This window comes from Paenarthrobacter sp. NPDC090522, assembly GCF_044769225.1.
Taxonomy (GTDB): domain Bacteria; phylum Actinomycetota; class Actinomycetes; order Actinomycetales; family Micrococcaceae; genus Arthrobacter.
Genome location: NZ_JBIVXL010000007.1, coordinates 246,393 through 268,761, shown reverse-complemented (window position 1 = coordinate 268,761; position 22,369 = coordinate 246,393). Strand labels below are relative to the sequence as shown.

Below are 22,369 nucleotides of genomic sequence, written 5' to 3'. Positions count from 1 at the left end.
CGCACCCCATCCGGAGATTCTGATGGCCCAAACGGTAGATACCGACTCCGCATCCACAGCCAGGCTGGACTTGGCCAAGATGCGCAAGATTGCCCTCGCCAGCGTTATTGGCACCACCGTCGAGTGGTACGACCTTTTCGTTTTCGGAACAGCGTCAGCGCTGGTCTTCAACAAGATCTTCTTTCCCAGCTTCGACCCCATCGTGGGCACCATGCTCGCCTTCGGCACCTTCGCTTCGGCCTACATCGCCCGCATGGTGGGTGCCATCATCTTCGGCCACTTCGGTGACCGGCTTGGCCGCAAGTCGATGCTGCTTGTCTCGCTCCTGACCATGGGCGCTGCGACGTTCGCCATTGGCCTGTTGCCTGACTACCAGAGCATCGGCATCATGGCCCCGCTGTTGCTCCTCCTCCTTCGCGTCATCCAGGGCCTGGCCCTCGGCGGCGAATGGGGTGGCGCGGTGCTCATGACCGTTGAGCACGCTCCCCCGGCCCGCCGTGGTTTCTATGGGTCCCTGGTCCAGGTTGGCGTTCCCGCTGGCACGTTGATCGCCAACGTTGCCTTCCTGATCGTGGCCTCCAGCATCAGCACCGATGCCCTGCACTCCTGGGGTTGGCGCATCCCCTTCCTGGCCTCCGTCCTTTTGGTGGCCGTCGGGATCTACATCCGTCTGAACATCGAAGAGACCCCGTCCTTCCAGGCCGTCAAGACCGCCGGGGCCAAGGCCAAGATGCCGTTTGCCTCCCTCATGGCCAAGTACTGGAAGCAGGTTGTCCTGGGCGGCGTGGCCACGCTTTCGACCGGCAGTACCTTCACGCTCCTGGTGGCATCGGGAGTCTCGTACGGAAAGAAGGAACTGGGCCACTCCGAGAGCCTCATGCTCTGGGTTGTCCTGGCCGCCTGTGCCCTGTGCTTCGTCCTGATTCCCTTCTTCGGCAAGCTCTCGGACAAGTACGGCCGCAAGCCCATCATCTACGCCGGAGTCGCTGCCGAAGCCGCCCTCGCCTTCCCGATGTTCTGGCTCATGGACACCAAATCGGTGGCGCTGCTGTTCGTGGCCTACCTTGCGATGATGACGGCATTCGCGGCCAACTATGGCCCCATCGCCACCTTCCTGGCAGAGCTGTTCGGCTCCAAGGTCCGCTACTCCGGCTTGTCCGTGGCGTACATGCTCTCCGGGCTCCTGGGCAGCGCCGCCACGCCATTCATCACCACCTGGCTCCTGGGCATGACCGGCCAGAGCTCCTCGATCGCCTGGTACATCATGGCGGCGGCCATCCTTTCCCTGGCAGCGCTCTTCGTCCTCACCGAGACCCGGCACGGCAACATCGACTCCGTCGAGGAAGCGCCGGCCGAGGCTGCAGCGGAAGCCGTGGCAGCCAAATGACCGCAACCACCATCGAGCGCCTGGCCGGCATCCCCGGCCAGGCGCCCGCCGTCGGGCCTTTCTCCCCAGCGGTCATTGCCAACGGTTTCGTGTTCACCTCCGGCCAGATCCCGGCGATCACAGGCCTGGACGATCAACCCGGCACGTTCGAGGGGCAGGTCCGCCAGACCATCGAAAACCTCGCCGGCGTCCTGGAAGCAGCCGGCTCCAGCCTGCAGCACGTGGTCAAGGTGAACACCTACCTGACCAGCGAAGAGCAGCTTGAGGAGTACAACCGCGTTTATGTGGAGTACTTTGGCGACGCCAAGCCTGCACGGACCACCGTGTGCGTGAGCCTCTGGGGCGTGTCCCTCGAGATCGAGTGTGTTGCTGTGGTGGCAGCATGATCACCACACTGCTCCAGGACCTGCAGAGAGTCAGCTATCCCACCATCGGCCACTTCCTCGAGGACGGCTTCGTGGATCCGGCCATCCAGTCCCTGCTGGAGAACGTGAAGGTCGCCGGAGCCGCCGTTACGGTGCGGATCGCGGACCACGATGCCATCGCCATGAACCGCGCCCTTCTGGCCCTGCGGCCCGGAGATGTGCTCGTAGTGGACATGCTGGGCGACCATCGCCATGCGCCCGTCGGTGCCGTCACGGCAGCCGCGGCGATCGCCCAAGGTGCCGCCGCCGTCGTGGTTGATGGCATGGCGACGGACGTCCTGGAACTGCGGGAGGCCGGGCTGCCCGTCTTTGCCCGCGGCACCACGTGCCTCACCACCAAACGGCTTCGCGGTACGGGTTCGGCGGTGAACGTCCCGGTGCGCTGCGGTGGAGTGGAGGTCAACCCCGGTGATGTGGTGCTTGGCGACGACAACGGGGTGATCGTACTTTCACCCGAAGCGGCCCGGGGAGTCCTGGACAAGGCGCTGGCATCGGACGAGGCCGAGCCGGACATCCTTGCGCGCCTTGCCTCCGGCCACCCCCTCGAGTCAATCCTTGCGTTGTAATACCGCCGAGAGCGTAACGCCACAGCGCCGGGCAAGGCCTCAACGGAACTTCGGCTGGTGATGGGGTAGAACTTAACCATGAGCGTACGTACACCCGACCCGTATCCAGGCTGGCTTTCCGATGAGGACCTCTTCGAAGCCCGCGGCCGCCTCCCCATGGTCTACGTGGAGGCTGTCCCCGTCCGCTTGGATCCGCTCGGGTACGTCAACGAAGTGGGCACCCTCCTGCAGGGCGACGCCGACGGCAACATGGTGCGCTACCTCGTCTCCGGCCGGGTCCTCTACCGCGAAACCATCCGTGCAGCCCTCCTGCGGCACATGGAAAAGGACCTCGGCCCCCTGGCTTTCCCACAGCTGCCCATCAGCCCGGTGCCGTTCACGGTTGCCGAGTACTTCCCCGCGCCCTCCCAGACCGGATTCACCGACGACCGCCAGCACGCGGTGTCGCTCGTGTTCATCATCCCGGTCACCGGCGAATGCGAACCACGCCAGGACGCGCTGGAACTCACCTGGATGACCCCGCAGGAAGTCCTCAGCGACGGCGTCCAGCAGGAATTCGAAGGCGGCCGCGGGAACCTGGTCCGCCAGGCTTTGGCGTTCTCCGGCATCGTCGCCTAGCGGGTCCTCAGGTTATTGGCGGTCCGCTTTTGTAGACTGGACGGCGGACCGCACGAGAACCAAAGGACTTCCGATGACTCACAGCCCAGCCTCACAGCAATACCGCGAAAAGCAGGCTGGGGACCTGCAAACCGGGGATTTCGTGTACCTTCCCGGGGACGGTCCGGCCGAGGAAATCGCCTCCGTTGAGGTCCAGAACGACGATTACGGCGTTGCCGCGCTGCTGCTGGTCACCACGTACGACGCCGGTACGGTGCGGATCGCTGTCGGGTCCAGTGTTCCTGTGGGAGACGGAGTTCCTTCCGGGCCACGCGGCGAGGCGGCCGGCGGCGAGCCGGCCAGCGGCGAGGCGGCCAGCGGCGAAGCGGCCGGCGGCGAAGCGGCCGGCGGCGAGGCGGCCGGCGGCGACCTCGGCTCCAGTACCCCGACGGACCTCGGACCGGGCGCAGAGCCGGAACCCGCCGTCGTCGTACCTCCCCGCCCGGCGGACCCACCCGCCTTTACCGGCCCCACCGCCGAAGACCTCGCCCTGATTCCCGAACCGAATGGAACGCCGGAGGCCGTGGTGCGCGCCGCGGTGGCCGACCATAAGGGCAAAAACGGCGTGCAGGTGCTGGCCGAGCGGCTGGCCAAGGGCATCAACACCAAGTCCGGCAGCTGCCTCCGCGACCTCAGCGACCTCGCCTTCGACCTTTGCATCGTGCTGCGCGACCCCGACCATTCCCTTGAAGTCGCGGACCTGCTGAACGTGCTTCCGTTCGACGGGAACCTGGACCGCTGGGCATCGATCGAACGGGCCCTCGCGTTGTCCAGCTTCATTTGCCGTGAAGCCGGCCAGTCGGAGCGGGCCGCCGTCTACGAGAAACTGCTTCGCGCCCCCGAGTCCCAGGAAGCGGACCCGTTCAAGGCACTCGTCAACGCGCGGGTCCGCCAGCGTTCCCTGAACGAGCCCAACCTCTACGACAAGGAAATTTTCCGTGCCATGGACAACGGGAACCGCGACGCCGAGCGTGAGTGGCGGTTCCTGCGGCTCGAAGCGTTGATGTTTCTCCGGGCTCATGGCGGTTCGAAGACCATCGCCGAAGACGAACTCGGGCGACGGATCGCGAACGAACTCGAAGCGGTGCGCGCCTAGTCCTCTACCTGCGGAAGTGCAAGGCCTGTTATGGGCACCCAAACGGCGGTAAATTCAGGGCCATGACGAACAATCTGAGCGTTGTGATTAATGCTGACGCGCAGCAAGTTTGGACGATGCTGCGCGAACCGTCGCTGGTGGCCCAATGGCACGGCTGGGAAACCGACGAGCTGACCGACGAAATCAAACAAATCTACTTTGATCCGAGCGTCGTGGAAGGACCGGACCACACCAGCCTGACCGTTCGCGGCGGCGATGAATTCGAGCTCCATCCTGTCTCCGGCGGCACCGAAGTCAAGGTCACGCGCGCCGCGCTGGACCACGACTCTGAGTGGGCCGAATGGGACGAGGACATCACCCAAGGCTGGCTCACTTTCCTGAACCAGCTCCGTTTCACCCTGGAACGCCACCCGCACGGCAAGCGCCGGACGCACTTCGTCTCGGTCTCCGGTGGCGGGTCGGCCATTGAGAAATTGGGGTTGGGCGATCTTCCGCCGGTCGGCGACGAATACTCACTCACACTGACCACCGGCGAGTCGATTTCCGGGAAGGTCTGGTTCAAGAGCCGGCACCAGGTTGGCGTCACCGTGCACGGCTACGCCGAACACGGCGATGGGCTGCTGATCGTCGCCGAACAGCTGGCGATTCCGGAGAAAAGGCCCGACGGCGGCGCCATGGTGATTGCCTCCACTTACGATTTGGGGGCGCACACTTTGGCGGACATCCGGTCCTCGTGGGACAAGTGGAAGGACTCAGGCTCCGGGTCCTGATGGTTGCTGCCGGGCACTCCCGGGTCTGCCGGGTAAGTTACCCGCGGTAAAGCTGGCACACTTGGTAGCGTGCCAGCTTCCGCGTCTTCGCCCTCATCCGTTCCCTCTGCCGTTTCCGATCCTGCGTCCGGTTTCTCCTTCTCGGTGGGCCAGCGACTGACTGAAACGTCGTCGCCGTCGGGCGCTTTGGTGGACGCCAACGGCGGCGGGTTCCTGGGCCGGACCGGAACCATCAGCACGCCGCACGGAACCATCCAGACGCCCGCGTTCATCGCCGTCGGAACCAAAGCCACTGTCAAAGCCGTGCTGCCCGAGTCGATCGCGGACCTCGGTGCGCAAGCGGTCTTGGCGAACGCGTATCACCTGTACCTGCAGCCCGGGCCGGAAATCCTCGACGCCGCGGGAGGCCTCGGCGCGTTCATGAACTGGTCCGGGCCTACTTTCACCGACTCCGGTGGATTCCAGGTGATGAGCCTGGGCTCGGGGTTCAAGAAGGTCATCGACATGAAAAATGTGGATACTTCCGGCCCGGATGACGCCGTGGCACCCGGCAAGGAACGCCTGGCGCACATCGATGACGACGGCGTCTGGTTCAAGTCCCACCTCAACGGCGACAAGCACAGGTTCTCCCCCGAGATCTCCATGCAGGTCCAGCACCAGATCGGCGCGGACATCATGTTTGCCTTCGACGAGCTGACCACGCTGCAGAACTCGCGGGCGTACCAGGAAGAATCGCTGGAACGTACGCGCTTGTGGGCCCAGCGTTGCCTGGACGAGCACTTCTCCTTGACGGCCTCCCGGGTGGGCAAGCCCTACCAGGCGTTGTTCGGCGTGATCCAAGGAGCCCAGTACGAGGACCTGCGGCGCAAGGCCTGCCGCGACCTCGGCGCCATGCCTTTCGACGGCTACGGAATTGGCGGGGCGCTGGAGAAGGAGAACTTGGGGACCATCGTGCGCTGGTGCAACGAGGAACTTCCCGAGGACAAGCCCCGGCACCTGCTGGGGATCTCCGAGCCGGACGACATCTTCACGGCCATTGAGAACGGTGCCGACACCTTCGACTGTGTCTCCCCCACCCGCGTGGCCCGGAACTCCGCGTTCTACACCCCGTACGGCCGGTTCAACCTGTCCGGGGCGAAGTACAAGAAGGACTTCGGGCCGCTGCAGGAAGGCTGCGACTGCTACGCGTGCCTGAACTACTCCCGCGCCTACATCCACCACCTGTTCAAGGCCAAGGAAATGGTTTCGGCGACGCTCATCTCCATCCACAACGAGCGGTTCGTGGTGAAGATGGTGGACGACGCCCGTTTGGCCATCGAGTCCGGAGACTTCTTCGAGTTCAAGGCCGAGACGTTGGGGCGGTACTACTCGTAGCCTTTGGTGGGCGCCGGGTTCGCCGGAAACGTGCTTGGAGGCTGGGAAACTTCCAGCGGCTGGGCACCGTTTCAGCGAACCCGGCGTGGGCTTACGCTGCGACTACTCCGTAGCTCGGCTCGCGCTTCTTGATCCAACCCACTACGAGCACGGTGATGGGCACGAAGATGAACTCGACGGCCGTCTTGTAGACGAAGCCCACCAGGACGTAGTTGACGAACGAGCCTGCATCCGAGATGCCGATCACCGAGGCCGCGATGCTGCAGAAGATCAGCGTGTCCACGAATTCGCCCACCACAGAGGAACCCATGAGCCGGGCCCAGAGGGTCTTTTCTCCGGTGCGTTCCTTCATCTTCACGAGGATCCAGGAGTTGATGGTCTGGCCGGCGAGGAAGGCGAGCAGCGAAGCCAGGACGATCTGCGGAACCGGGCCAAGTGCGCCCTCGATGGCTGCTTGCTTGGCGGTTCCGTACTCGTCGTCGAAGCCGGGAAGGATGATGATCACCCAGTAGCAGAGGGACGCGAACACACTCAGCGCAAAGGACGTGATGATGGCCTTGCGGGCAACCTTGAACCCGTAGACCTCACTCATCACGTCGCCCAGGATGTAGGCCAGCGGGAACAGGAAGAACCCGCCGTCGGTGATGATCGGGCCGAGCACCACACCCTTGGAGGCGCCGATGTTGGACAGGATCAGCACCACGGCCATGACCGCCAGCATGATGCCGAAGTAGGGAGATCCGATAGAGGCAAAGCGGGGAGCTGGTTTGCTCAACGTGCTGGAGCCTGAGGGCGAGGGCATGGGTCATCCGTTCGTAGTGGTTCGCGCAGGCGCTCGTTTCTGGGCCGCCCCGCTGTATTAGCACTGTGGTTGGTGGGGCATCCGGCCCGTCACCAGCTACATTCTCCCACCTCCCCAACCCTCTCTCACCAAACCACCCATCCCCGCCGGCCCTCTCCCACCAAACCACCCCAACCGCCCAACCCTCTCTCACCAAACCACCCCAACCGCCCAACCCTCTCTCACCTCCTTTTTGAACACGTTCAGAAGTCGTGGCATACTCATTCTTGAACACGTTCAAAACCTGCTCGGAGGAGCCATGGCCGCCAAAAGCGAACAGACCAGGCAACTCGTAGCCGACGTCGCACTGAAGATGTTCCGCGAAATCGGCTTCGAGAAGACCACCATGCGAGCCATCGCCCAAGAGGCAGGCGTGTCCGTCGGCAACGCCTACTACTACTTCTCCTCCAAGGACGATCTGGTCCAGGAGCTCTACCTCCAAGTGCAGGACGAGCACGCTGTCGCAGCGGCGAAAGCCCTCGAAGGCGTCCATGATTTGGCCGGGCGCCTCAAAGCAGTCCTCCACAGCGGCATCGACGTCATGACGCCGTACCACCAGTTCGGTTCCGACTTCATCGCGACGGCGATCCGGCCGACGTCGCCCGTCAATCCGTTCGGCGAGGCGTCCACCGCCGCCCGGGACGCTTCGCTCGCGATCTTCCGCTCCGCCGTCGACGGTTCTTCACCCGCCGTCGCGAAGAAGCTGCGCGCCGACCTCCCGGAACTGCTGTGGCTCGCCCACATGGGGATCGCGCTGTTCTGGGTGTACGACCGGTCCGAGAACCAACGCCGCACGCGCAAACTGATTGACGGCGCGGCGCCGCTGGTGGCCCGCGGGCTGTCGCTGGCGAAAATTCCGGGTGTCAGCAAGGTGTTCGACGACGTCCTCGGCTTGGTCCGCAACGTCAGGGAAGACTCATGACACGGACGGTGGTGCTCGCTGGGGCTTCGGGGTTCATCGGCAGCTACTTTCGGCGGCGGTTCGTTCAGGAAGGATGGCAGGTGCGGACCATTGGTCGCGATGTTTCGGCTGACGCGCAATGGAACGACGACGGCGGCATGGCCAGGGTGCTGAACGGCGCCGAAGTGCTGGTGAACCTCGCCGGACGGACCGTGAACTGCCGTTACAACGAACGGAACCGTCGGGAAATCCTGGAATCCAGGGTGCTGACGACGCGGTCATTGGGGGTCGCGTTGTCCCGCTGCGACGAACCTCCGCGGACGTGGATCAACGCAAGCACTGGAACCATCTACCGGCATGCGGAGGACCGGCCGCAAACGGAAGAGGCGGGGGAACTCGGCAGCGGATTCTCGGTTTCCGTGGCCCGTGCGTGGGAGGACGAACTGGCCGCGGCTGTCGTGCCGGCCACCCGGAAGGTGCCGCTTCGGATCGCCATTGTCTTGGGTGGGACCGGTGGCGTGATGGGACCCTTCCGGAATCTGGCTCGCGTGGGCTTGGGCGGACATATGGGTCCGGGCACACAAAAGTTCAGTTGGATCCATGTGGAGGACTTGTTCCGGGCCGTGTTGTTCATCCACGACCAGCCCGAGCTTACGGGTCCCGTCAACGCCGCGTCGCCTTACCCTGTGGAGAACCGCGAACTGATGTCGTTGGTTCGACGAAGCCTCGGTGTGCCGTTCGGGCTTCCGACGCCGAAGTGGTTGTTGGAGCTGGGCGCGGTGATGATCCGCACGGAGACGGAGCTCGTCTTGAAGAGCCGCTGGGTGGAGCCACGCAGGTTGCTTGACGCAGGGTTTGCCTTTGGACACCCGTCCTTGGCGGGCGCCCTCAACGAGATCGCGGCGGCAAAGTCATGAACGACTGGGACGACGACGAGATAGCTTTGGCCGAGCCGCGGCCAACACAGTACGACTCTCGGGAGCGCGTAATTTTGACCGGCAAGGGTCTCGCGGTCGGTGTCCTGGTTGCCTATGTGGTCTTCAGCTTACTGCTGACCATGCAGGCTCCGGGTTGGGCATTGATCTTCTTCATCTACGCGGCCATCCCCGCAGCATTCATCGGCACCGCGGTAGGGGCCGTCCTGGGATTGGCTCTTCGTCGCGTTGGCAATCAGTGGTTTCACGTTGCCGCATTCTTCGCGGCCGGCGCCTTGATCTGTGTACCCTTCGGCGGCTTCTCAAGCCTGGGCGCAACTCTTTTCAGCCTGCCCATTGCTTTGGCCGCGGGTATGGGCCGGTTATCAGTGTGGAAGCTCGTCAAGCTCAACCCCCAACCCTCTCTCACCTAACCACCCTTTCCACCCAACCCTCTCTCACCGAATGACCCCTTCTCCTAAGCCCTCTCTCACCGTGCTTCATCGACGCGCATCCGCCTGCTCACGGGATTGCCAACGTAACGCGGCACTGCCTGCATGTACTCGGCGTAAGTAGGACCGAACTCCTCGAGGAGCACCTTTTCCTCCCACAAAGCCCCGAGGTGTTCCACGAGGATCCCAGCAGGTAACGTCGCAAGGGCCCAGGAGGAACCTCGGAAAATCGCCACGCCCGCATGGATCAGCCACCATCCCAGGTACATGGGATGCCGGCTCGCCGCGTAAGGACCACTGGTCACCAACTCCTCGGGACGTCCTAAAACGAAGTTGCCCTTTGTGTGGCGACGGCGTTCTGCAACGGCCCACGCGGTAACTCCCACTCCTGCGGCAACCACGATCACCCCGGCAATCCTGCGCATGCCCCGCATGGGTGCGACGCGTGTCGGATAAAGCCGACCGAGCACGACATCCAACACCAACCCGACCACCTGTCCAGGTGGCAAAGGGACGCTGGCTGCCTCCCGTTGCAGGACGAGTGCTGCCCTCCGAGCGATGGTCATGGCATGAACCATATTCCTGGCTTTCCAGGAATGCCATGGCGAGTGCCCGAAGCGAGAGAGCGACCGCCCACACCAGCCAATCGGTGAGAGAGCGTCCGCCCCAAAGGGCGATTCCGTGAGAGAGCGTCGGGGGGACCACAGCCTTAAGGGCGTCGGGCGCCCAAGCTGCGTGCCGCCGTCGTGCGTCGCCAAACGCGACCCTGAAACCTAAGGAAGTGTTAGGAAATCACCTCCTGCGTTGGCTGTGCCGTGCATCACCCATAGTTTGGAATACGTCCTCTTCACCCCCAAGAGGGCCTTTCTTAGTCGACGAAGAGCCATGCGCAAGGACGCCATGAGCACGAGCTTCATGGACAGAACGAACTCATGAAAGACACGGCTGCCGCGTGCGCAGCCGGCCAGGAAGGTTCATTGATGAGCACCCAACAAGCTGCGCCCCTCAGCGAGGCGGCCCAAACCCGCAAGGCCGTGGGCAACATCCTCAAGGGCTCCGCGGGCAATCTCGTGGAGTGGTTCGACGTGTACGTCTACACGGCGTTTGCGGCGTATTTCCAGTCGCACTTTTTCAATTCCTCGGACGATCTCCAGGCGGGCCTCGAAGCGATGGCGGTCTTCTCGACGTCGTTCCTTATGCGACCCATCGGCAGCTGGTTCTTCGGCCGCTACGCAGATCGTAAGGGCCGCAAGGCCGCGCTGACGCTGAGCGTGACCATGATGTCCGCGGGCTCTTTTGCCATCGCCATCCTGCCGACACAGGACGTGATCGGCCTGTGGGCAATGATTCTGCTGGTCTTTGTCCGCGTGGTCCAAGGCTTCTCCGTGGGCGGTGAGTACGGGACAAGCGCCACGTACATGTCGGAGGCTGCAACGGCGAAACGGCGTGGCTTCTTCTCGAGCTTCCAGTACGTGACGCTGGTGGGCGGACAGATGCTGGCCCTCCTGGTGCTCGTGATCCTGCAGAACACCATGACCAAGGAAGCCCTGACTGAGTGGGGTTGGCGAATTCCATTCGCCGTAGGTGGTGTCGCTGCGCTCGTGGTGCTCTGGCTTCGCCGGTCCATGGAAGAAACGATTTCCGCAGATCAGCTCCGCGCAGCCCATGTCAAGGTTGCGGGCGAGGCACAGCCGGGAACCATGAAGCTCCTGTTCACCAAGCACTGGAAGCCGCTGCTGATCTGCATTGGCATCACGCTCGGCGGCACGGTGGCGTTCTACACGTACACCAACTTCATCCTGAAGTTCATGAACGATACGTCCGGCATCCCCAAGACCGACACCTCCGTCATCAACTTCTGGGCGCTGTTCATCTTCATGCTCCTGCAGCCGGTCTACGGCATGATTTCGGACAAGATCGGCCGCAAGCCGCTGCTCGTGTGGTTCGGCGTGACGGGCGTGCTCTTCACGTGGCCACTGCTCTCCATGCTTGCCGGCACCAAGGATCCGTTGATGGCCTTCCTGCTCATGATGGGCGGACTGTTGATGGTCGGCGGTTACACCTCGATCAACGCCCTGGTGAAGGCCGAGCTCTTCCCGGCGTCCATCCGCGCACTTGGCGTTGGGCTGGGTTACGCGATCGCCAACTCGCTGTTCGGCGGCACGGTTCCGCTGATCGGCGCTGCGCTGCAGAAGGCCGGTCAGGAGAATCTCTTCTTCACCTACGTCACTGCCGCAATCTTCATCTCGCTGCTGGTGTATGTCTTCGCGCTGAAGAACAAGAAGGCGACGCACCTGGACACGGAACAGGGCCACGCGTGGGATGGTCGCGGGGACAAGAAGGACCTCGTGGACGCCTAAAGCCCCCCGTTGTGAGGCCCGCTCTGCGCCCTTTGTTTGTTGGGAAGGGCGCAGAGCGGGCCTCTCAGGGTTAAGTGCCGTGGGTGGGTGATAGAGGGTTTCGATAAAGACGCCAAAAGGTGAGAGAGCGTTGCCCAAAAGACGCCAAAAGGTGAGAGAGCGTTGGGGATGTACGACGGCGGCTGCCGGGGTTGGGTGCCTTGCGGGCCCGTCGGAGGGGCGGACGCTCCGGGAAAGGAGTAACCTCCAAGACGGACCAATCGCCGCAGCAAGGAGAACACCCACCGTGCACGTGCTCATTGTCGAGGACGACGACGCCATGGCCTCGGCCCTCGGTGCCGCGGTTGCTTCGGCAGGACACAAGCCCACCCGGGTTTCCCGTGGGGAGGACGCGCTCTTGGACCACCGCAACCACGAGGTGATCCTCCTGGACCTGGGCCTCCCGGACATGGACGGCTTGGACGTCCTGCGCAAGCTCCGCCAGGTCACCCACGCCCCCATCCTCATCCTCACGGCGAGGGACGATGAGCGGAGCGTGGTCCTGGGCCTGCGGTCCGGAGCCGACGATTACCTGGTCAAACCCGTGAAGCTCGTGGAGCTGCTCGCCAGGATCGAAGCGGTCACCCGTCGCACCAACCGTTCCGGCCCCAGCGCTCCCCAACAGATCCTGCTCGGTCCCCTCACCATAGACGTCGACCGCCGGGTAGCCGCCGTCGAGAACCGCGAATTGTCCCTGACCGCCACGGAATTCGATCTCCTCGCCCTGCTCGCAAAAAACGCAGGATCCGTGGTCACGCGCGAGCAGATCCTCGACGCCCTCTGGGGTGACGCATTCCTGGCGCACTCCCGCTCGCTCGACGTCCATCTGACCGGGCTCAGGGCCAAGCTCAAAATCCCGGGCTTCATCATCAACGTCCGAGGCGTGGGCTATCGCGTGGAGCAAGAATGAAAGTCCGTGTGCTGGGCATCCTGAGTGTGATCGCCGTGCTCATTGTGGTGACAGTGTCCAGCGTGATCCTGAGCTCGGCCGGCCGCGAACTCACACAAGAGGTCCAGATCAACCGCGTGGCCGCCCTGAACCGCTTTGCCCAGCTGGCCAACGACGCCTCCGCTGACAATGACACCACCCAACTCCAGCGCGAAATGGACCGGTACTCCGAGCTCTACGGTGAAGGAATCCTGATCCGGCTGCAGGAACGAACGCTGCGGTCCGGGAACCTCGATGAGGACCGGCCGGACGTGAAAGAGGCCATCAGCCGGGCCAGCCTCAACCTCAGCGACACCACAGTCAGCACGGTCCGTCCCTTCGAGACCGGAACGGAAACCATTTCGCGGTCCTTCGGCACGGCCAGCCAGGTTCTCGGCGAAACCGTCCTGGAAGTCGACCCCAGCGCTGCCAGGGCGAAACTACGGGAGCGGTGGTTCGTCGTCGGGCTTGCGGCGCTGGCGATGTTCGCAGTGCTGCTGATGGCGGCGGCGCGGGTCACCGGCTGGGTGCTGCGGCCGGTGCACAGGCTCAGCAAGGCGGTCCACGAACTCGAAGAAACGGGGAAAACCAGCCAACTCCCCGAGGCCGGTCCGCCGGAACTGCGCGAGCTCAGCCGCTCGTTCACTGCAATGGCCAACACGGTCAGCGCGAGCATGGCCTCGCAGCGCCAACTGATCGCCGATACTTCCCACCAACTGCGCAACCCGGTGGGTGCCCTGCGGTTGCGGATCGACCTGCTGCAACTCGAACTGCGTAACACTCCCGGGGAGGCCGCCGCGGCGGGAGTCGTTGCGGAACTGGACCGCGTGGAACTCATGCTCGACGGCGTGCTGAAGCTGGCTGCGGCGGAACACCGCGCCGCCGCTGGGGCTGCTGGAACAGCGCAGGAGCCGGAGCACCGACGGCAAAGCGTGATTGACCCCATACCCGTACTCCAAGGCGAAGTGGAGCGTGCCGAACCCGCGGCGAAACGGGCAGGCTGCACCGTCACCCTGGCACAGCCGGGTGAGCCACTTGCCATCCGTTGCGACCCGGAAGAGCTGGGCCAAATGGTGGGCGAACTCCTGGCCAACGCCATCAAGTACGCTCCCGGCGGCCGCATCGCCGTCTCGGCCCGGCCCACCCAAGGAGGCGCCGCCGTCGTCATTTCCGACGACGGTCCAGGCCTCAGCGCCGAGGAGCGCGACGCTTCCACAGAGCGGTTCTGGCGGGCGCCGCAGCACAGCAACATTCCCGGGAACGGCCTGGGCATGACCATTGTGGAACGCCTGGCCGAGGCCAACGACGGCATGCTGTTCCTGGATTCCCGGGAGCCGCGAGGACTGGCCGCGCGGCTGGAATTCACAGGCGGACCCGATGCGTGAACTGATGCCGCGGCGGGCCGTGCTGCGGGCCGGGCTGACAATCGGCGCAGGCGGACTCCTGTTGCCCGCGGCCGCCTGCACTCCGGAGCCGAAGCCGCAGCAGCTGACCGTTGCCGGCGGCGAGTCGGGGGGCTTCTACCTCGAGTTCGCCACCCTGTTGGCCGGGCTGTTGCAACGCGAGGGCATCGCCGGGACCGCGACACCCGTGGTCACCGGAGGAAGCCTGGACAACGTCAGGCGGGTGCTGTCCGGAGAGGCGACACTCGCCGTCGCCTTGGCTGATACCGCGGTGGTCGAAGCTGCTGCCCACGAGCGGGGCGACGGCTTGGTGGCTCTCGGAAAGGTGTACGAAAACTACGTCCACTGCATCGTCCGGGAAGACAGCGGAATCCGATCATTTTCCGAGCTGGGCGGCAGGACCGCAGCCGTAGGTGAGGTTGGCTCGGGGACCACCCTCACCGCCGCAAGGATCATTGCCGCTGCCGGGCTGGGGTCGGAACAGGCTCCGGACAGCGCCCTGAAGCAAGTAAACCTTGGCCTGAACCAAGCCCTCGCGGCGTTGCAGGACGGTTCAATCGACGTGATGATCCAATCCGGAGGTGTACCCACGGCACCGGTCGTGGCTGCCGCCAAGGACACCGGACTTCGGCTGCTGGACCTCTCCAGCATCATCCCGGCCACCAGGGCGCAGTCCGGCTTCTTCTACGACCGCGTACTGATCCCCGCCAACAGCTACGGCCAGGCCCCCGCGGTCTGGACCGTAGGCGTGGCCAACCTCCTGCTTTGCCGGCGCGACCTACCTGATGCACTGGCGACGGGCACGGTGGAACTGCTCGTGGAGCATGCCCGGGACCTGGTACCCGCTTCCAGTGCCGGTGTGCAGTTCCTCAGCCCGGAGACGCTCATCAACACGGCCGGCGTTCCCCTGCACCCTGCTGCGGCGGCTGCCTACCGGGCCCTGCACGGCTAGGCAACCAGTCCTTCGGGCTGGAAATCGAGGCACCGCCAGGAAACTGGCAAAATGGAAACCATGACTTCAGCCGTTTCCCCTGCCATTGCACTGACCATCGCCGGCTCGGAAGCGACCGGCGGCGCCGGTGCGCAAGCCGACCTCAAGACCTTCCAGGAACTGGGAGTCTTCGGCATCGTCAACCTCACGTGCATCGTTTCGTTCGATCCCAAGGACCAGTGGAACCACCGCTTTGTGCCGGTGGACCAGCAGGTCATCGCGGACCAACTGGAAGCCACGACGGCGGCCTACGGTGCCGCTTCCGGCGCACCTTCGGTTCTGGACACCGTGAAGATCGGGATGCTCGGGAGCCCGGCGACGATCAGCACGGTTGAGAAGGCGTTGTCCGACGGATCCTTTGCCAACGTCGTGCTGGACCCGGTCCTGATCTGCAAGGGCCAAGAGCCGGGCCACGCACTGGACACCGACCAGGCGTTGAAAGCCCAGATTCTTCCGCTCGCCACGGTCGTCACGCCGAACCACTTCGAGGCCGAGTCCCTGTCCGGGCTCACCATTACGGACGAGGAATCGCTCAAGGCCGCCGCCATTCGCATCCACGAACTCAGCGGCGCAGCAGTCCTGGCCAAGGGCGGGGTGCGGCTGGAAGGTGCTGACGCCGTCGACGTTTTCTACGACGGCGAGACGCTGGAAGTCCTCCGCGCGCCGAAGGTGGGCGAGGTTGCCGTGTCCGGTGCCGGTTGCTCGCTTGCTGCAGCCGTGACTGCCGAACTGGCCAAGGGTGCCACCCCGCTGGAAGCTGCCCGCACGGCCAAGGCTTTCGTAACCACGGGCATCAAGAACCGCGTCGCCTCGGGCGCACCGTTTGATGCGCTGTGGCAGGGTGGTGCGCTGAGCTAGCGCGAAACCTTGCCCATGAGCGAGGCGATCGGGCGCAGGAACAGCGGACTGGCCAGGAACCACGCGGCCGCCGTGAACACGATGGACGCTGCGAAGATACCGAAGCCCCACCAGCTGACGTCGTTGTTCGAGGCGTACATGTGGTTCAGGTTGTTCAGCGCGCCCGTTGCCAGGACCAGCGTCACGTGGACGATCACGAACGCCACGAAGTAGATCATCACGGGGAAGTGGATCTTGCGGGCCAGTTCGATCGGGTAGAACTTGTTGACCGCAGCCTTCTTGGGCCACGCACCTGACATGCGCAGACCGGTGATGATGGCCAGCGGGGAGGCGATGAAGACCGTGATGAAGTAGGTCAGCAGCTGCAGCGAGTTGTAGTTGTTCCAGCCGTTTTCCACGGGCCAGTTCAGCGACGCGTACTGCAGTCCTGCCGAGACGGCGTTCGGGAAGACGTCCCAGTTGGTGGGCACGATGCGCAGCCATTGGCCGGTCGCGAAGAGCAGCACGATGAAGATAATGCCGTTGAGCACCCACAACGCATCCAGCGTCAGGTGGAACCAGAGATCCAGGCTGATCTTGGTGGGAGGGTTCTTGGTCTTGATGAAGCCCTTGTTGTTCCGGGTCCAGTACGCCGGTGGACGGGTGGTGGTCCGTACCTGCCAGCCCGATCGGATGATCAGGACCAGGAAGAACATGTTGAGGAAGTGCTGCCAGCCAAGCCAGGCCGGGAATCCGGTGGGAGTTCCTTCGGGGATGGCTGAGTGTCCGGGGTAGTCAACCAGGAACTGCTTGACGGGATCCAGGGTTCGCAGCCAGATGGCAATGAGCACCAGGATCAGTGCGACGACCAGAGCCCCTGCGGTAACGACGACGGGTTTGAACCACCAGTTCGACGTGATCCCGGACGACTTGCTTGAAACGGACATCAGGCCGCGTTCCTCTCTGGCTTGTTGGCGTGCGACCAGTTGGCGCTCTCTCATAGCGATTCAACCAGTTGCTGCCCAACGGTGAAAACGGCACCCGGGTTTTGGGGCGTTCGGCGTCAAAAATCGCAGCATTTGGTGACATACTGCAATACATATTTCTAGAACAGACTTCCAGAATTATTTCCTGTAGCTTGGGGCTGGGTCAAGGATTCTGTGGCATCGCCGGGAGATTCCAGTGGGCCACGTTCCAGAATTCAGCCCAACGACACACCGACGCTGCACCAAGGAGGACCGATGGTTCGTAAAACGTCCGACGCCGCCGTCCATTCCGGTTCCTGGCAATGGTCGCGCACTGCCGGAACGCGGCGGAACCTCCTTGATGCAGCTGCTGCGGTCTTCTCCGAACAGGGCTTCACTGACGCCGGAATCTCGGACATTGTTGCGCGCTCCGGCTCCAGCGTTGGCAGCCTGTATCACCACTTCGGCGGCAAGACTGAGCTCTTCCTGGCTTTGTGGGACGACTACCAGAATGAACACGAGCGGCTCGTCGCTGCTGCAGTGGCCAAGGCCCGCCGGTCCGGCGAAAGCGACCCCCTCGCGCTGTTCAACGTCGGCAGCCGCAGCTATTTCGACTACACCTGGGAACACCGGGCTTTGGAACGCGTCTTCATCGAGGGCGACACTCCCCCGGGCTTCGAGGTCCTCCGGCGCGAACGCGGCCGCGAATGGGTGCGGCAAAACTCGGTTCTTCTCGGCACCAGCGAGGACACCTTGGGACGGCTTACCGTCGCCGTGATCACGGACATCATCACCGTTGCGGGCCAGGAGGTCGCCTTGAGTGCCACCAAACGGGAAGCGGACGACGTCGTCAACGCTGCGGCGATCCTGGTAGCGCGGCTGGCTGGTTAGTAGGCCTGCACCAAGGTCGCGGGAAACCGCCGAAGGCCCCCGGAAACTTTCAGCGTCACCGCGCGGTTGCCGCGAACTCGCCCGTGCCCCAGTCTCCGAGCAGCCCTCACCGTGGATCCGCAACCCACCCCGTGAACAACGGCAACCCCGTCTCCGAGTGAACGATCTGATAGTGGAACGGGTGATCCAGGATGATTTCGCGCTCGGAAGCCGTGCCAGCAGAATCCGTTGCGTTGATCTGGGTGACCGCAGCCGCCACCGTCCCCTTTTCGGCGACCTTGATGTTTGCAGCCTGGGCCGCTTGGGTGAGCCTCATCCCGCCCTGGATGGCGTCGAAATCGCTCTCCGTCGCCAGCATCTCCTTGAGCCCCAGGGATGCGAACACCTTCCGCAGGTCGAAGGTGGTCTTGTGGTCCCACTTCGGGAGCGCGATGGTGACCACGTCCGATGGAGCCTCAGCCAACGATTTCTCAACACCAGCAAGCACCTCAGCCGAAACCGCAGCCGGAGAATCCGAACCCGGCGTACCGGCGTCGGGCAGTACCAGGCGCATCACGAAACCTTCAGCGTACGGCAGGTCCACGGCCTTCCAGCCAGCAGCCACTGCGTACTTCATACTGACCGTTTCACCCATGGTGGGCACGTTCACCACCTCGCCGCCGGCCTTGGTGAAGGGCCGGTCATAGGTGTCGTTCGCGCTGAAGGGGGCCTGCCACGCGGCCGCGAAGTACAGCGCATTGACCAGGCTGAACGTGTTCTTGGGGTCATATCCGGCGGGAGCCTCCTTGATCCGCCCGCCGGTGTTATCGCTGACCCAGCGGTCAATCGCAGGCTTCGTCGCAGCCTCGTCCTGAAACGACACCGGGTACACGCCCGTTCCGTAGTGCCGTCCGAGGGTCGCCAGGAAATCCTGCCCGGTGGGAATCGAGCGCTCCACGAACAGCCCGTTCGCAGCGTGCATTACAGGCTTCCGCGGCGGGTTGTCCTCGTCAACCGAGCCGGGGTCGCCGTCGTACTTTTCCAGCGAGGTGAGCAGCGCGTTCATGGCCTCGTCGCGGCCCTCGGCAGGCAGGCCGAGAACCGCATCCATCTCCGCCGCCGTCGCCCCCGAGGTCCCCGCACGCAGCATGCCCAGCGCGATGAGCAAGCTGGCCGGCGAGACCACCACGTTGCCGTTCGTTGCGTCGCCTCCGTCGGTCAGGAGCGCGTCCCCGAGCTTCCGCGCGGAAACGTTCAGGGCCTCCAGTTGCGCGTCGTAGTCCCCCGTTTGCACCGAAAGCCGGGTGACGCCGTCGGCCTTCAACAGCACGACGGCGGGTGGCTGGGGCGCGCAGGCAGCCAGGGCTACCAGCGCGCCCACCACAGATACTGAAGCAAACCTCAGCAAGGTCCGGGCCATGACACTTCCCCCCTGTGAAACGGTGATGGCTTCATGGTGCCCCGGAAGCAGTCCAAACTCACGTGAAGTGAGAGAGGGATGCCCGAATGTTGCAAGAAGGTGATAGAGGGATCGCGAAAAGAGGCCGGAAGGTGATAGAGGGTTGGATTCCTGGGGTGGGCTCAGCGCACCGAGTGGGCCTCAAGGAAGGAGTACACCTCGGTCTCGTCCACACCTGGGAACGCACCCGGAGGCATGGCCGCCAGCAGGTGCGAGTGGGCGCGGGCGGAGGGCCAGGCATTTCCGGCCCACTCGTTCGCCAGGGCGGCGGGCGGGCGCTTGCAGCAGTTCGGATCCGGGCAGGTGGAGGTTGCGCGGGCAGTGGTTTCCCGCCCCCGGAACCACTTCACATGCTGGTATGGCACCCCAATGCTGAGCGAGAATTCCCCCGCTGCGGATCGCTCCGTGCGGGCCGTGCACCAGTATGTACCGGACGGAGTATCCGTGTACTGGCTGTAGGCGCTGAACTTGTCCGGGACGTCGAACACGGCCCGGGAGGTCCACGCTTTGCACGACGGTTGCCCCTCGATGGCGCCGGTGTGGTCCTGGGGGAAGGCGACGCCGTCGTTCTCGTAGGCCTTGTAGATGATGCCGGACTGGTGGGTCTTCTGGAAATGCGTGGTGATGCCCAGATGCTGCGTCGCGAGGTTGGTGAAGCGGTGCGCTGCGGTCTCGTAGGACACGGCAAACGCATCCCGGATGTCTTCCACGGCGATTTCCTTGGCCGCCTTGGATTTCTGAAGGAAGTCCACGGTGGCCTGCTCGGGCAACAAGAGCGCGGCCGCGAAGTAGTTGGTGGCTACCCGCTGTGCCAGGAAGTCACCGTAGTTGCGTGGCGTTCCGTGACCCAGGACGTAGTGCCCCAGAGCCTGCAGCAGCACCGAACGGGGGTCGTGGTCCTGCCGCTGGTTCTGCGTGAGGTAAATTCTGCGGTTCTTCAAGTCCGTCACGGAGCGCGTTGAATGCGGCAAATCGCCCACGTGGTGCAGCGAGAAACCGAGGTTCTCGGCGATGTCCGCAATGACGTGTTGGCTCAGCGGGCCCGAGGTGTAGCCCACCCCTTTGAGGACCTTCTGCGCCTCCGCCTCATACTCGGGGAAATAATTACCGCGCTCACGCATCATGGCACGCAATTCGCCGTTCGCGCGGCGGGCTTCTTCCGGCGTCGCGACCTGCTCGTTGAGTTTGCGTTCGAGCTCCTGCAGCAGCCCCACCTGGGACTCCAGCACATCCAGCGGAAGCCGCGAACTGATGCGGATTTTGGGCAGGTTCAGGGACTCGTAGAGCGGCCCGCGCTGGTACCGTTCCAGCTCGATTTCGAGCGCCGCGCGACGACTCGGCGGCTCTGCTCCGAGCAGCTGGTCGATGCTCACATTCAGCGACGCGGCGAGCTGCTGAAGCAGACCCAGTTTGGGCTCCCGCTTGCCGTTTTCGATCAGGCTCAACTGACTTGGGGCGGTCCCAACGGCGGCACTCAAGTCATCGAGCGTCAGGCCGGCTTGCTTGCGCAAATGGCGCACGCGGCGGCCAAGGCTGATCACGTCCAGTTCGGGGGTTACAGGGGACGACGACGGCGACGCGACGTCGCGACTCCAACTCACAGGCGACATTTCTTGAGAATACGCGAAGAACTGCATTTCTTTCCATGGTTTTCCTCTAGAAAGCCTCTTGAAACTGCAGAAAAGTAGTTCTCACGAAAAAGAAATACAGACCCCGGTAGCCGGCCGACGTTGCAACGACGCAGCCGAGGCCGGCCCGGGAACCACCAAGGAGACATGCAATGACCGCATCGTTTGAACCAGAGTTGACCGCAGAAGAGCAGGCCGCAGCGCTGGAACTTGAATGGTCCGCCAACCCGCGCTGGGAGGGCGTCACCCGTGATTACTCGGCTGCCGACGTCGTCCGTCTCCGTGGTCGCGTCTCCGAAGAGCACACCCTGGCCCGCCGTGGTTCGGAGAAGCTCTGGAAGCAGCTCACCGAGGAAGCACCCACCGGCGGCTACACCAACGCCCTTGGTGCACTGACCGGCAACCAGGCCGTGCAGCAGGTCAAGGCCGGCCTCCGTGCCATCTACCTCTCCGGTTGGCAGGTTGCCGCCGACGCCAACCTTTCCGGCCACACCTACCCGGACCAGTCGCTGTACCCGGCCAACTCGGTCCCGCAGGTTGTCCGCCGCATCAACAACGCGTTGCTCCGCGCCGACCAGATCGAGTACGCCGAGGGCATCAAGTCCGTTGAGGACTGGCTGGTTCCGATTGTTGCCGACGCCGAAGCCGGTTTCGGTGGCCCGCTGAACGCCTACGAACTCATGAAATCCATGATCACCGCCGGCGCCTCGGGCGTGCACTGGGAAGACCAGCTCGCCTCGGAGAAGAAGTGCGGCCACCTCGGCGGCAAGGTCCTGATCCCCACCCAGCAGCACATCCGGACCCTCAACGCAGCCCGTCTGGCAGCAGACGTCGCAGGCACGCCCACCGTCGTCATTGCCCGCACCGACGCCGAAGCAGCAACGCTGATCACCTCGGACGTTGACGAGCGCGACCGCGAATTCATCACCGGAGAACGCACCGCCGAGGGCTTCTACAAGGTCCGCAACGGGATCGAACCCTGCATCGCCCGCGCCAAGGCCTACGCCCCGTACTCGGACCTGATCTGGATGGAAACGGGCACCCCGGACCTCGAGTTGGCCCGCAAGTTCGCCGAAGCCGTCAAGGCCGAGTTCCCGGACCAGATGCTTTCGTACAACTGCTCGCCGTCGTTCAACTGGCGCAAGCACCTGGACGACGCCACCATCGCCAAGTTCCAGCGCGAACTAGGCGCCATGGGCTTCACGTTCCAGTTCATCACCCTGGCCGGATTCCACGCCCTGAACTACTCGATGTTCGACCTCGCCCACGGCTACGCCCGCGAAGGCATGAGCGCCTACGTCGAGCTCCAGGAAAAGGAATTCGCCTCCGAGTCCCGCGGCTACACCGCCACCAAGCACCAACGCGAAGTCGGCACCGGCTACTTCGACGACATCGCCACAGCGCTCAACCCGAACGCTTCCACCCTCGCACTGGTCGGATCGACCGAAGAGGGCCAGTTCCACTAACCACACGCCCGACGGCGGTTGTCGCCTCCGGCCTCCGCTG

22 protein-coding genes are annotated in these 22,369 nt (G+C 64.0%); 17 read left to right on the top strand and 5 right to left on the bottom strand.

Features of this window, described 5'->3' with window-relative positions; genetic code table 11:
• The first annotated feature begins 22 nt into the window (after nucleotides 1-22).
• The 7 genes from ACIQT2_RS11650 to tgt all read left to right on the top strand — a co-directional run bounded on the left by ACIQT2_RS11650 (nucleotide 23) and on the right by tgt (nucleotide 6,275).
• On the top strand, nucleotides 23-1,387 hold the full coding sequence (locus ACIQT2_RS11650; protein WP_402946461.1) for an MFS transporter: 1,365 nt from the start codon (nucleotides 23-25) through the stop codon (nucleotides 1,385-1,387).
• Complete coding sequence (locus tag ACIQT2_RS11645; protein WP_400336110.1) at nucleotides 1,384-1,773, top strand: RidA family protein; 390 nt, start codon at nucleotides 1,384-1,386, stop codon at nucleotides 1,771-1,773. Before ACIQT2_RS11650 ends, ACIQT2_RS11645 begins: the two co-directional genes overlap by 4 nt.
• Nucleotides 1,770-2,378, top strand: coding sequence for an RraA family protein (locus ACIQT2_RS11640; protein ID WP_402946458.1), 609 nt, complete (start codon nucleotides 1,770-1,772; stop codon nucleotides 2,376-2,378). Before ACIQT2_RS11645 ends, ACIQT2_RS11640 begins: the two co-directional genes overlap by 4 nt.
• Nucleotides 2,379-2,456: 78 nt before the next feature.
• A complete protein-coding gene (locus ACIQT2_RS11635; protein ID WP_400270579.1) occupies nucleotides 2,457-2,996 on the top strand; it encodes an NUDIX hydrolase family protein in 540 nt (179 codons plus the stop codon).
• A 73-nt stretch (nucleotides 2,997-3,069) separates the two neighbouring features.
• Nucleotides 3,070-4,131 (top strand): DUF6707 family protein, encoded by a 1,062-nt coding sequence (locus tag ACIQT2_RS11630; protein ID WP_402946456.1) that lies wholly within the window; start codon nucleotides 3,070-3,072, stop codon nucleotides 4,129-4,131.
• Between the two features lie 62 nt (nucleotides 4,132-4,193).
• Nucleotides 4,194-4,901: an SRPBCC domain-containing protein gene (locus tag ACIQT2_RS11625; protein WP_402946454.1), complete on the top strand. Its 708-nt coding sequence runs from the start codon at nucleotides 4,194-4,196 to the stop codon at nucleotides 4,899-4,901.
• Nucleotides 4,902-4,970: 69 nt separating this feature from the next.
• Nucleotides 4,971-6,275: a tRNA guanosine(34) transglycosylase Tgt gene (gene tgt, locus ACIQT2_RS11620; protein ID WP_402946452.1), complete on the top strand. Its 1,305-nt coding sequence runs from the start codon at nucleotides 4,971-4,973 to the stop codon at nucleotides 6,273-6,275.
• 91 nt (nucleotides 6,276-6,366) lie between these two features.
• Here tgt and ACIQT2_RS11615 read toward each other — a convergent pair whose 3' ends face one another.
• Nucleotides 6,367-7,077 (bottom strand): queuosine precursor transporter, encoded by a 711-nt coding sequence (locus ACIQT2_RS11615; protein WP_400336120.1) that lies wholly within the window; start codon nucleotides 7,075-7,077, stop codon nucleotides 6,367-6,369.
• 298 nt (nucleotides 7,078-7,375) lie between these two features.
• Between ACIQT2_RS11615 and ACIQT2_RS11610 the strand changes: the two genes are divergently transcribed.
• Genes ACIQT2_RS11610 through ACIQT2_RS11600 form a run of 3 tightly spaced genes read left to right on the top strand, consistent with a single transcriptional unit; the run spans nucleotide 7,376 to nucleotide 9,365 of the window.
• Complete coding sequence (locus tag ACIQT2_RS11610) at nucleotides 7,376-8,038, top strand: TetR/AcrR family transcriptional regulator (protein WP_402946450.1); 663 nt, start codon at nucleotides 7,376-7,378, stop codon at nucleotides 8,036-8,038.
• Nucleotides 8,035-8,934, top strand: a complete 900-nt coding sequence (locus tag ACIQT2_RS11605; RefSeq protein WP_402946449.1) for a TIGR01777 family oxidoreductase — start codon at nucleotides 8,035-8,037, stop codon at nucleotides 8,932-8,934. The genes ACIQT2_RS11610 and ACIQT2_RS11605 overlap by 4 nt, the downstream gene beginning before the upstream one ends.
• Entirely contained in the window at nucleotides 8,931-9,365 is a 435-nt protein-coding gene (locus ACIQT2_RS11600) for a hypothetical protein (protein WP_402946447.1), read from the top strand. The genes ACIQT2_RS11605 and ACIQT2_RS11600 overlap by 4 nt, the downstream gene beginning before the upstream one ends.
• Nucleotides 9,366-9,421: 56 nt before the next feature.
• On the opposite strand, the gene ACIQT2_RS11595 is transcribed toward ACIQT2_RS11600, so the two are convergent.
• A complete protein-coding gene (locus tag ACIQT2_RS11595) occupies nucleotides 9,422-9,949 on the bottom strand; it encodes a methyltransferase family protein (RefSeq protein WP_402946446.1) in 528 nt (175 codons plus the stop codon).
• 414 nt (nucleotides 9,950-10,363) lie between these two features.
• Between ACIQT2_RS11595 and ACIQT2_RS11590 the strand changes: the two genes are divergently transcribed.
• From ACIQT2_RS11590 to ACIQT2_RS11570, 5 genes are all read left to right on the top strand, one after another.
• Nucleotides 10,364-11,743, top strand: coding sequence for an MFS transporter (locus ACIQT2_RS11590; protein ID WP_402946444.1), 1,380 nt, complete (start codon nucleotides 10,364-10,366; stop codon nucleotides 11,741-11,743).
• Nucleotides 11,744-12,029: 286 nt separating this feature from the next.
• Nucleotides 12,030-12,692, top strand: coding sequence for a response regulator transcription factor (locus tag ACIQT2_RS11585; protein WP_402946442.1), 663 nt, complete (start codon nucleotides 12,030-12,032; stop codon nucleotides 12,690-12,692).
• Nucleotides 12,689-14,095, top strand: a complete 1,407-nt coding sequence (locus ACIQT2_RS11580; RefSeq protein ID WP_402946440.1) for an ATP-binding protein — start codon at nucleotides 12,689-12,691, stop codon at nucleotides 14,093-14,095. The genes ACIQT2_RS11585 and ACIQT2_RS11580 overlap by 4 nt, the downstream gene beginning before the upstream one ends.
• The gene (locus tag ACIQT2_RS11575; RefSeq protein ID WP_402946438.1) at nucleotides 14,088-15,065 is read left to right on the top strand and encodes a TAXI family TRAP transporter solute-binding subunit; all 978 of its coding nucleotides are present in this window, start codon (nucleotides 14,088-14,090) and stop codon (nucleotides 15,063-15,065) included. Before ACIQT2_RS11580 ends, ACIQT2_RS11575 begins: the two co-directional genes overlap by 8 nt.
• 51 nt (nucleotides 15,066-15,116) lie before the next feature.
• Nucleotides 15,117-15,962, top strand: a complete 846-nt coding sequence (locus tag ACIQT2_RS11570) for a hydroxymethylpyrimidine/phosphomethylpyrimidine kinase (protein ID WP_402946436.1) — start codon at nucleotides 15,117-15,119, stop codon at nucleotides 15,960-15,962.
• Here the strand turns inward: ACIQT2_RS11570 and ACIQT2_RS11565 are convergent.
• Nucleotides 15,959-16,888: a cytochrome b/b6 domain-containing protein gene (locus ACIQT2_RS11565; RefSeq protein WP_402946434.1), complete on the bottom strand. Its 930-nt coding sequence runs from the start codon at nucleotides 16,886-16,888 to the stop codon at nucleotides 15,959-15,961. The two genes, ACIQT2_RS11570 and ACIQT2_RS11565, sit on opposite strands and share 4 nt — an antisense overlap.
• A 294-nt stretch (nucleotides 16,889-17,182) precedes the next feature.
• Here ACIQT2_RS11565 and ACIQT2_RS11560 point away from each other — a divergent pair, with 294 nt between their 5' ends.
• Nucleotides 17,183-17,797 carry a TetR/AcrR family transcriptional regulator gene (locus ACIQT2_RS11560; RefSeq protein WP_402946432.1) on the top strand — a complete coding sequence of 205 codons (615 nt, stop codon included), beginning with the start codon at nucleotides 17,183-17,185 and terminating at the stop codon, nucleotides 17,795-17,797.
• 106 nt (nucleotides 17,798-17,903) lie between these two features.
• Here the strand turns inward: ACIQT2_RS11560 and ACIQT2_RS11555 are convergent, their stop codons facing one another.
• Nucleotides 17,904-19,196 carry a serpin family protein gene (locus tag ACIQT2_RS11555; protein ID WP_402946430.1) on the bottom strand — a complete coding sequence of 431 codons (1,293 nt, stop codon included), beginning with the start codon at nucleotides 19,194-19,196 and terminating at the stop codon, nucleotides 17,904-17,906.
• Nucleotides 19,197-19,357: 161 nt separating this feature from the next.
• Nucleotides 19,358-20,872, bottom strand: coding sequence for a helix-turn-helix domain-containing protein (locus tag ACIQT2_RS11550; RefSeq protein ID WP_402946428.1), 1,515 nt, complete (start codon nucleotides 20,870-20,872; stop codon nucleotides 19,358-19,360).
• A gap of 143 nt (nucleotides 20,873-21,015) precedes the next feature.
• Here ACIQT2_RS11550 and aceA point away from each other — a divergent pair, with 143 nt between their 5' ends.
• Nucleotides 21,016-22,329, top strand: a complete 1,314-nt coding sequence (gene aceA, locus ACIQT2_RS11545) for an isocitrate lyase (RefSeq protein WP_402946426.1) — start codon at nucleotides 21,016-21,018, stop codon at nucleotides 22,327-22,329.
• Nucleotides 22,330-22,369 lie beyond the last annotated feature (40 nt).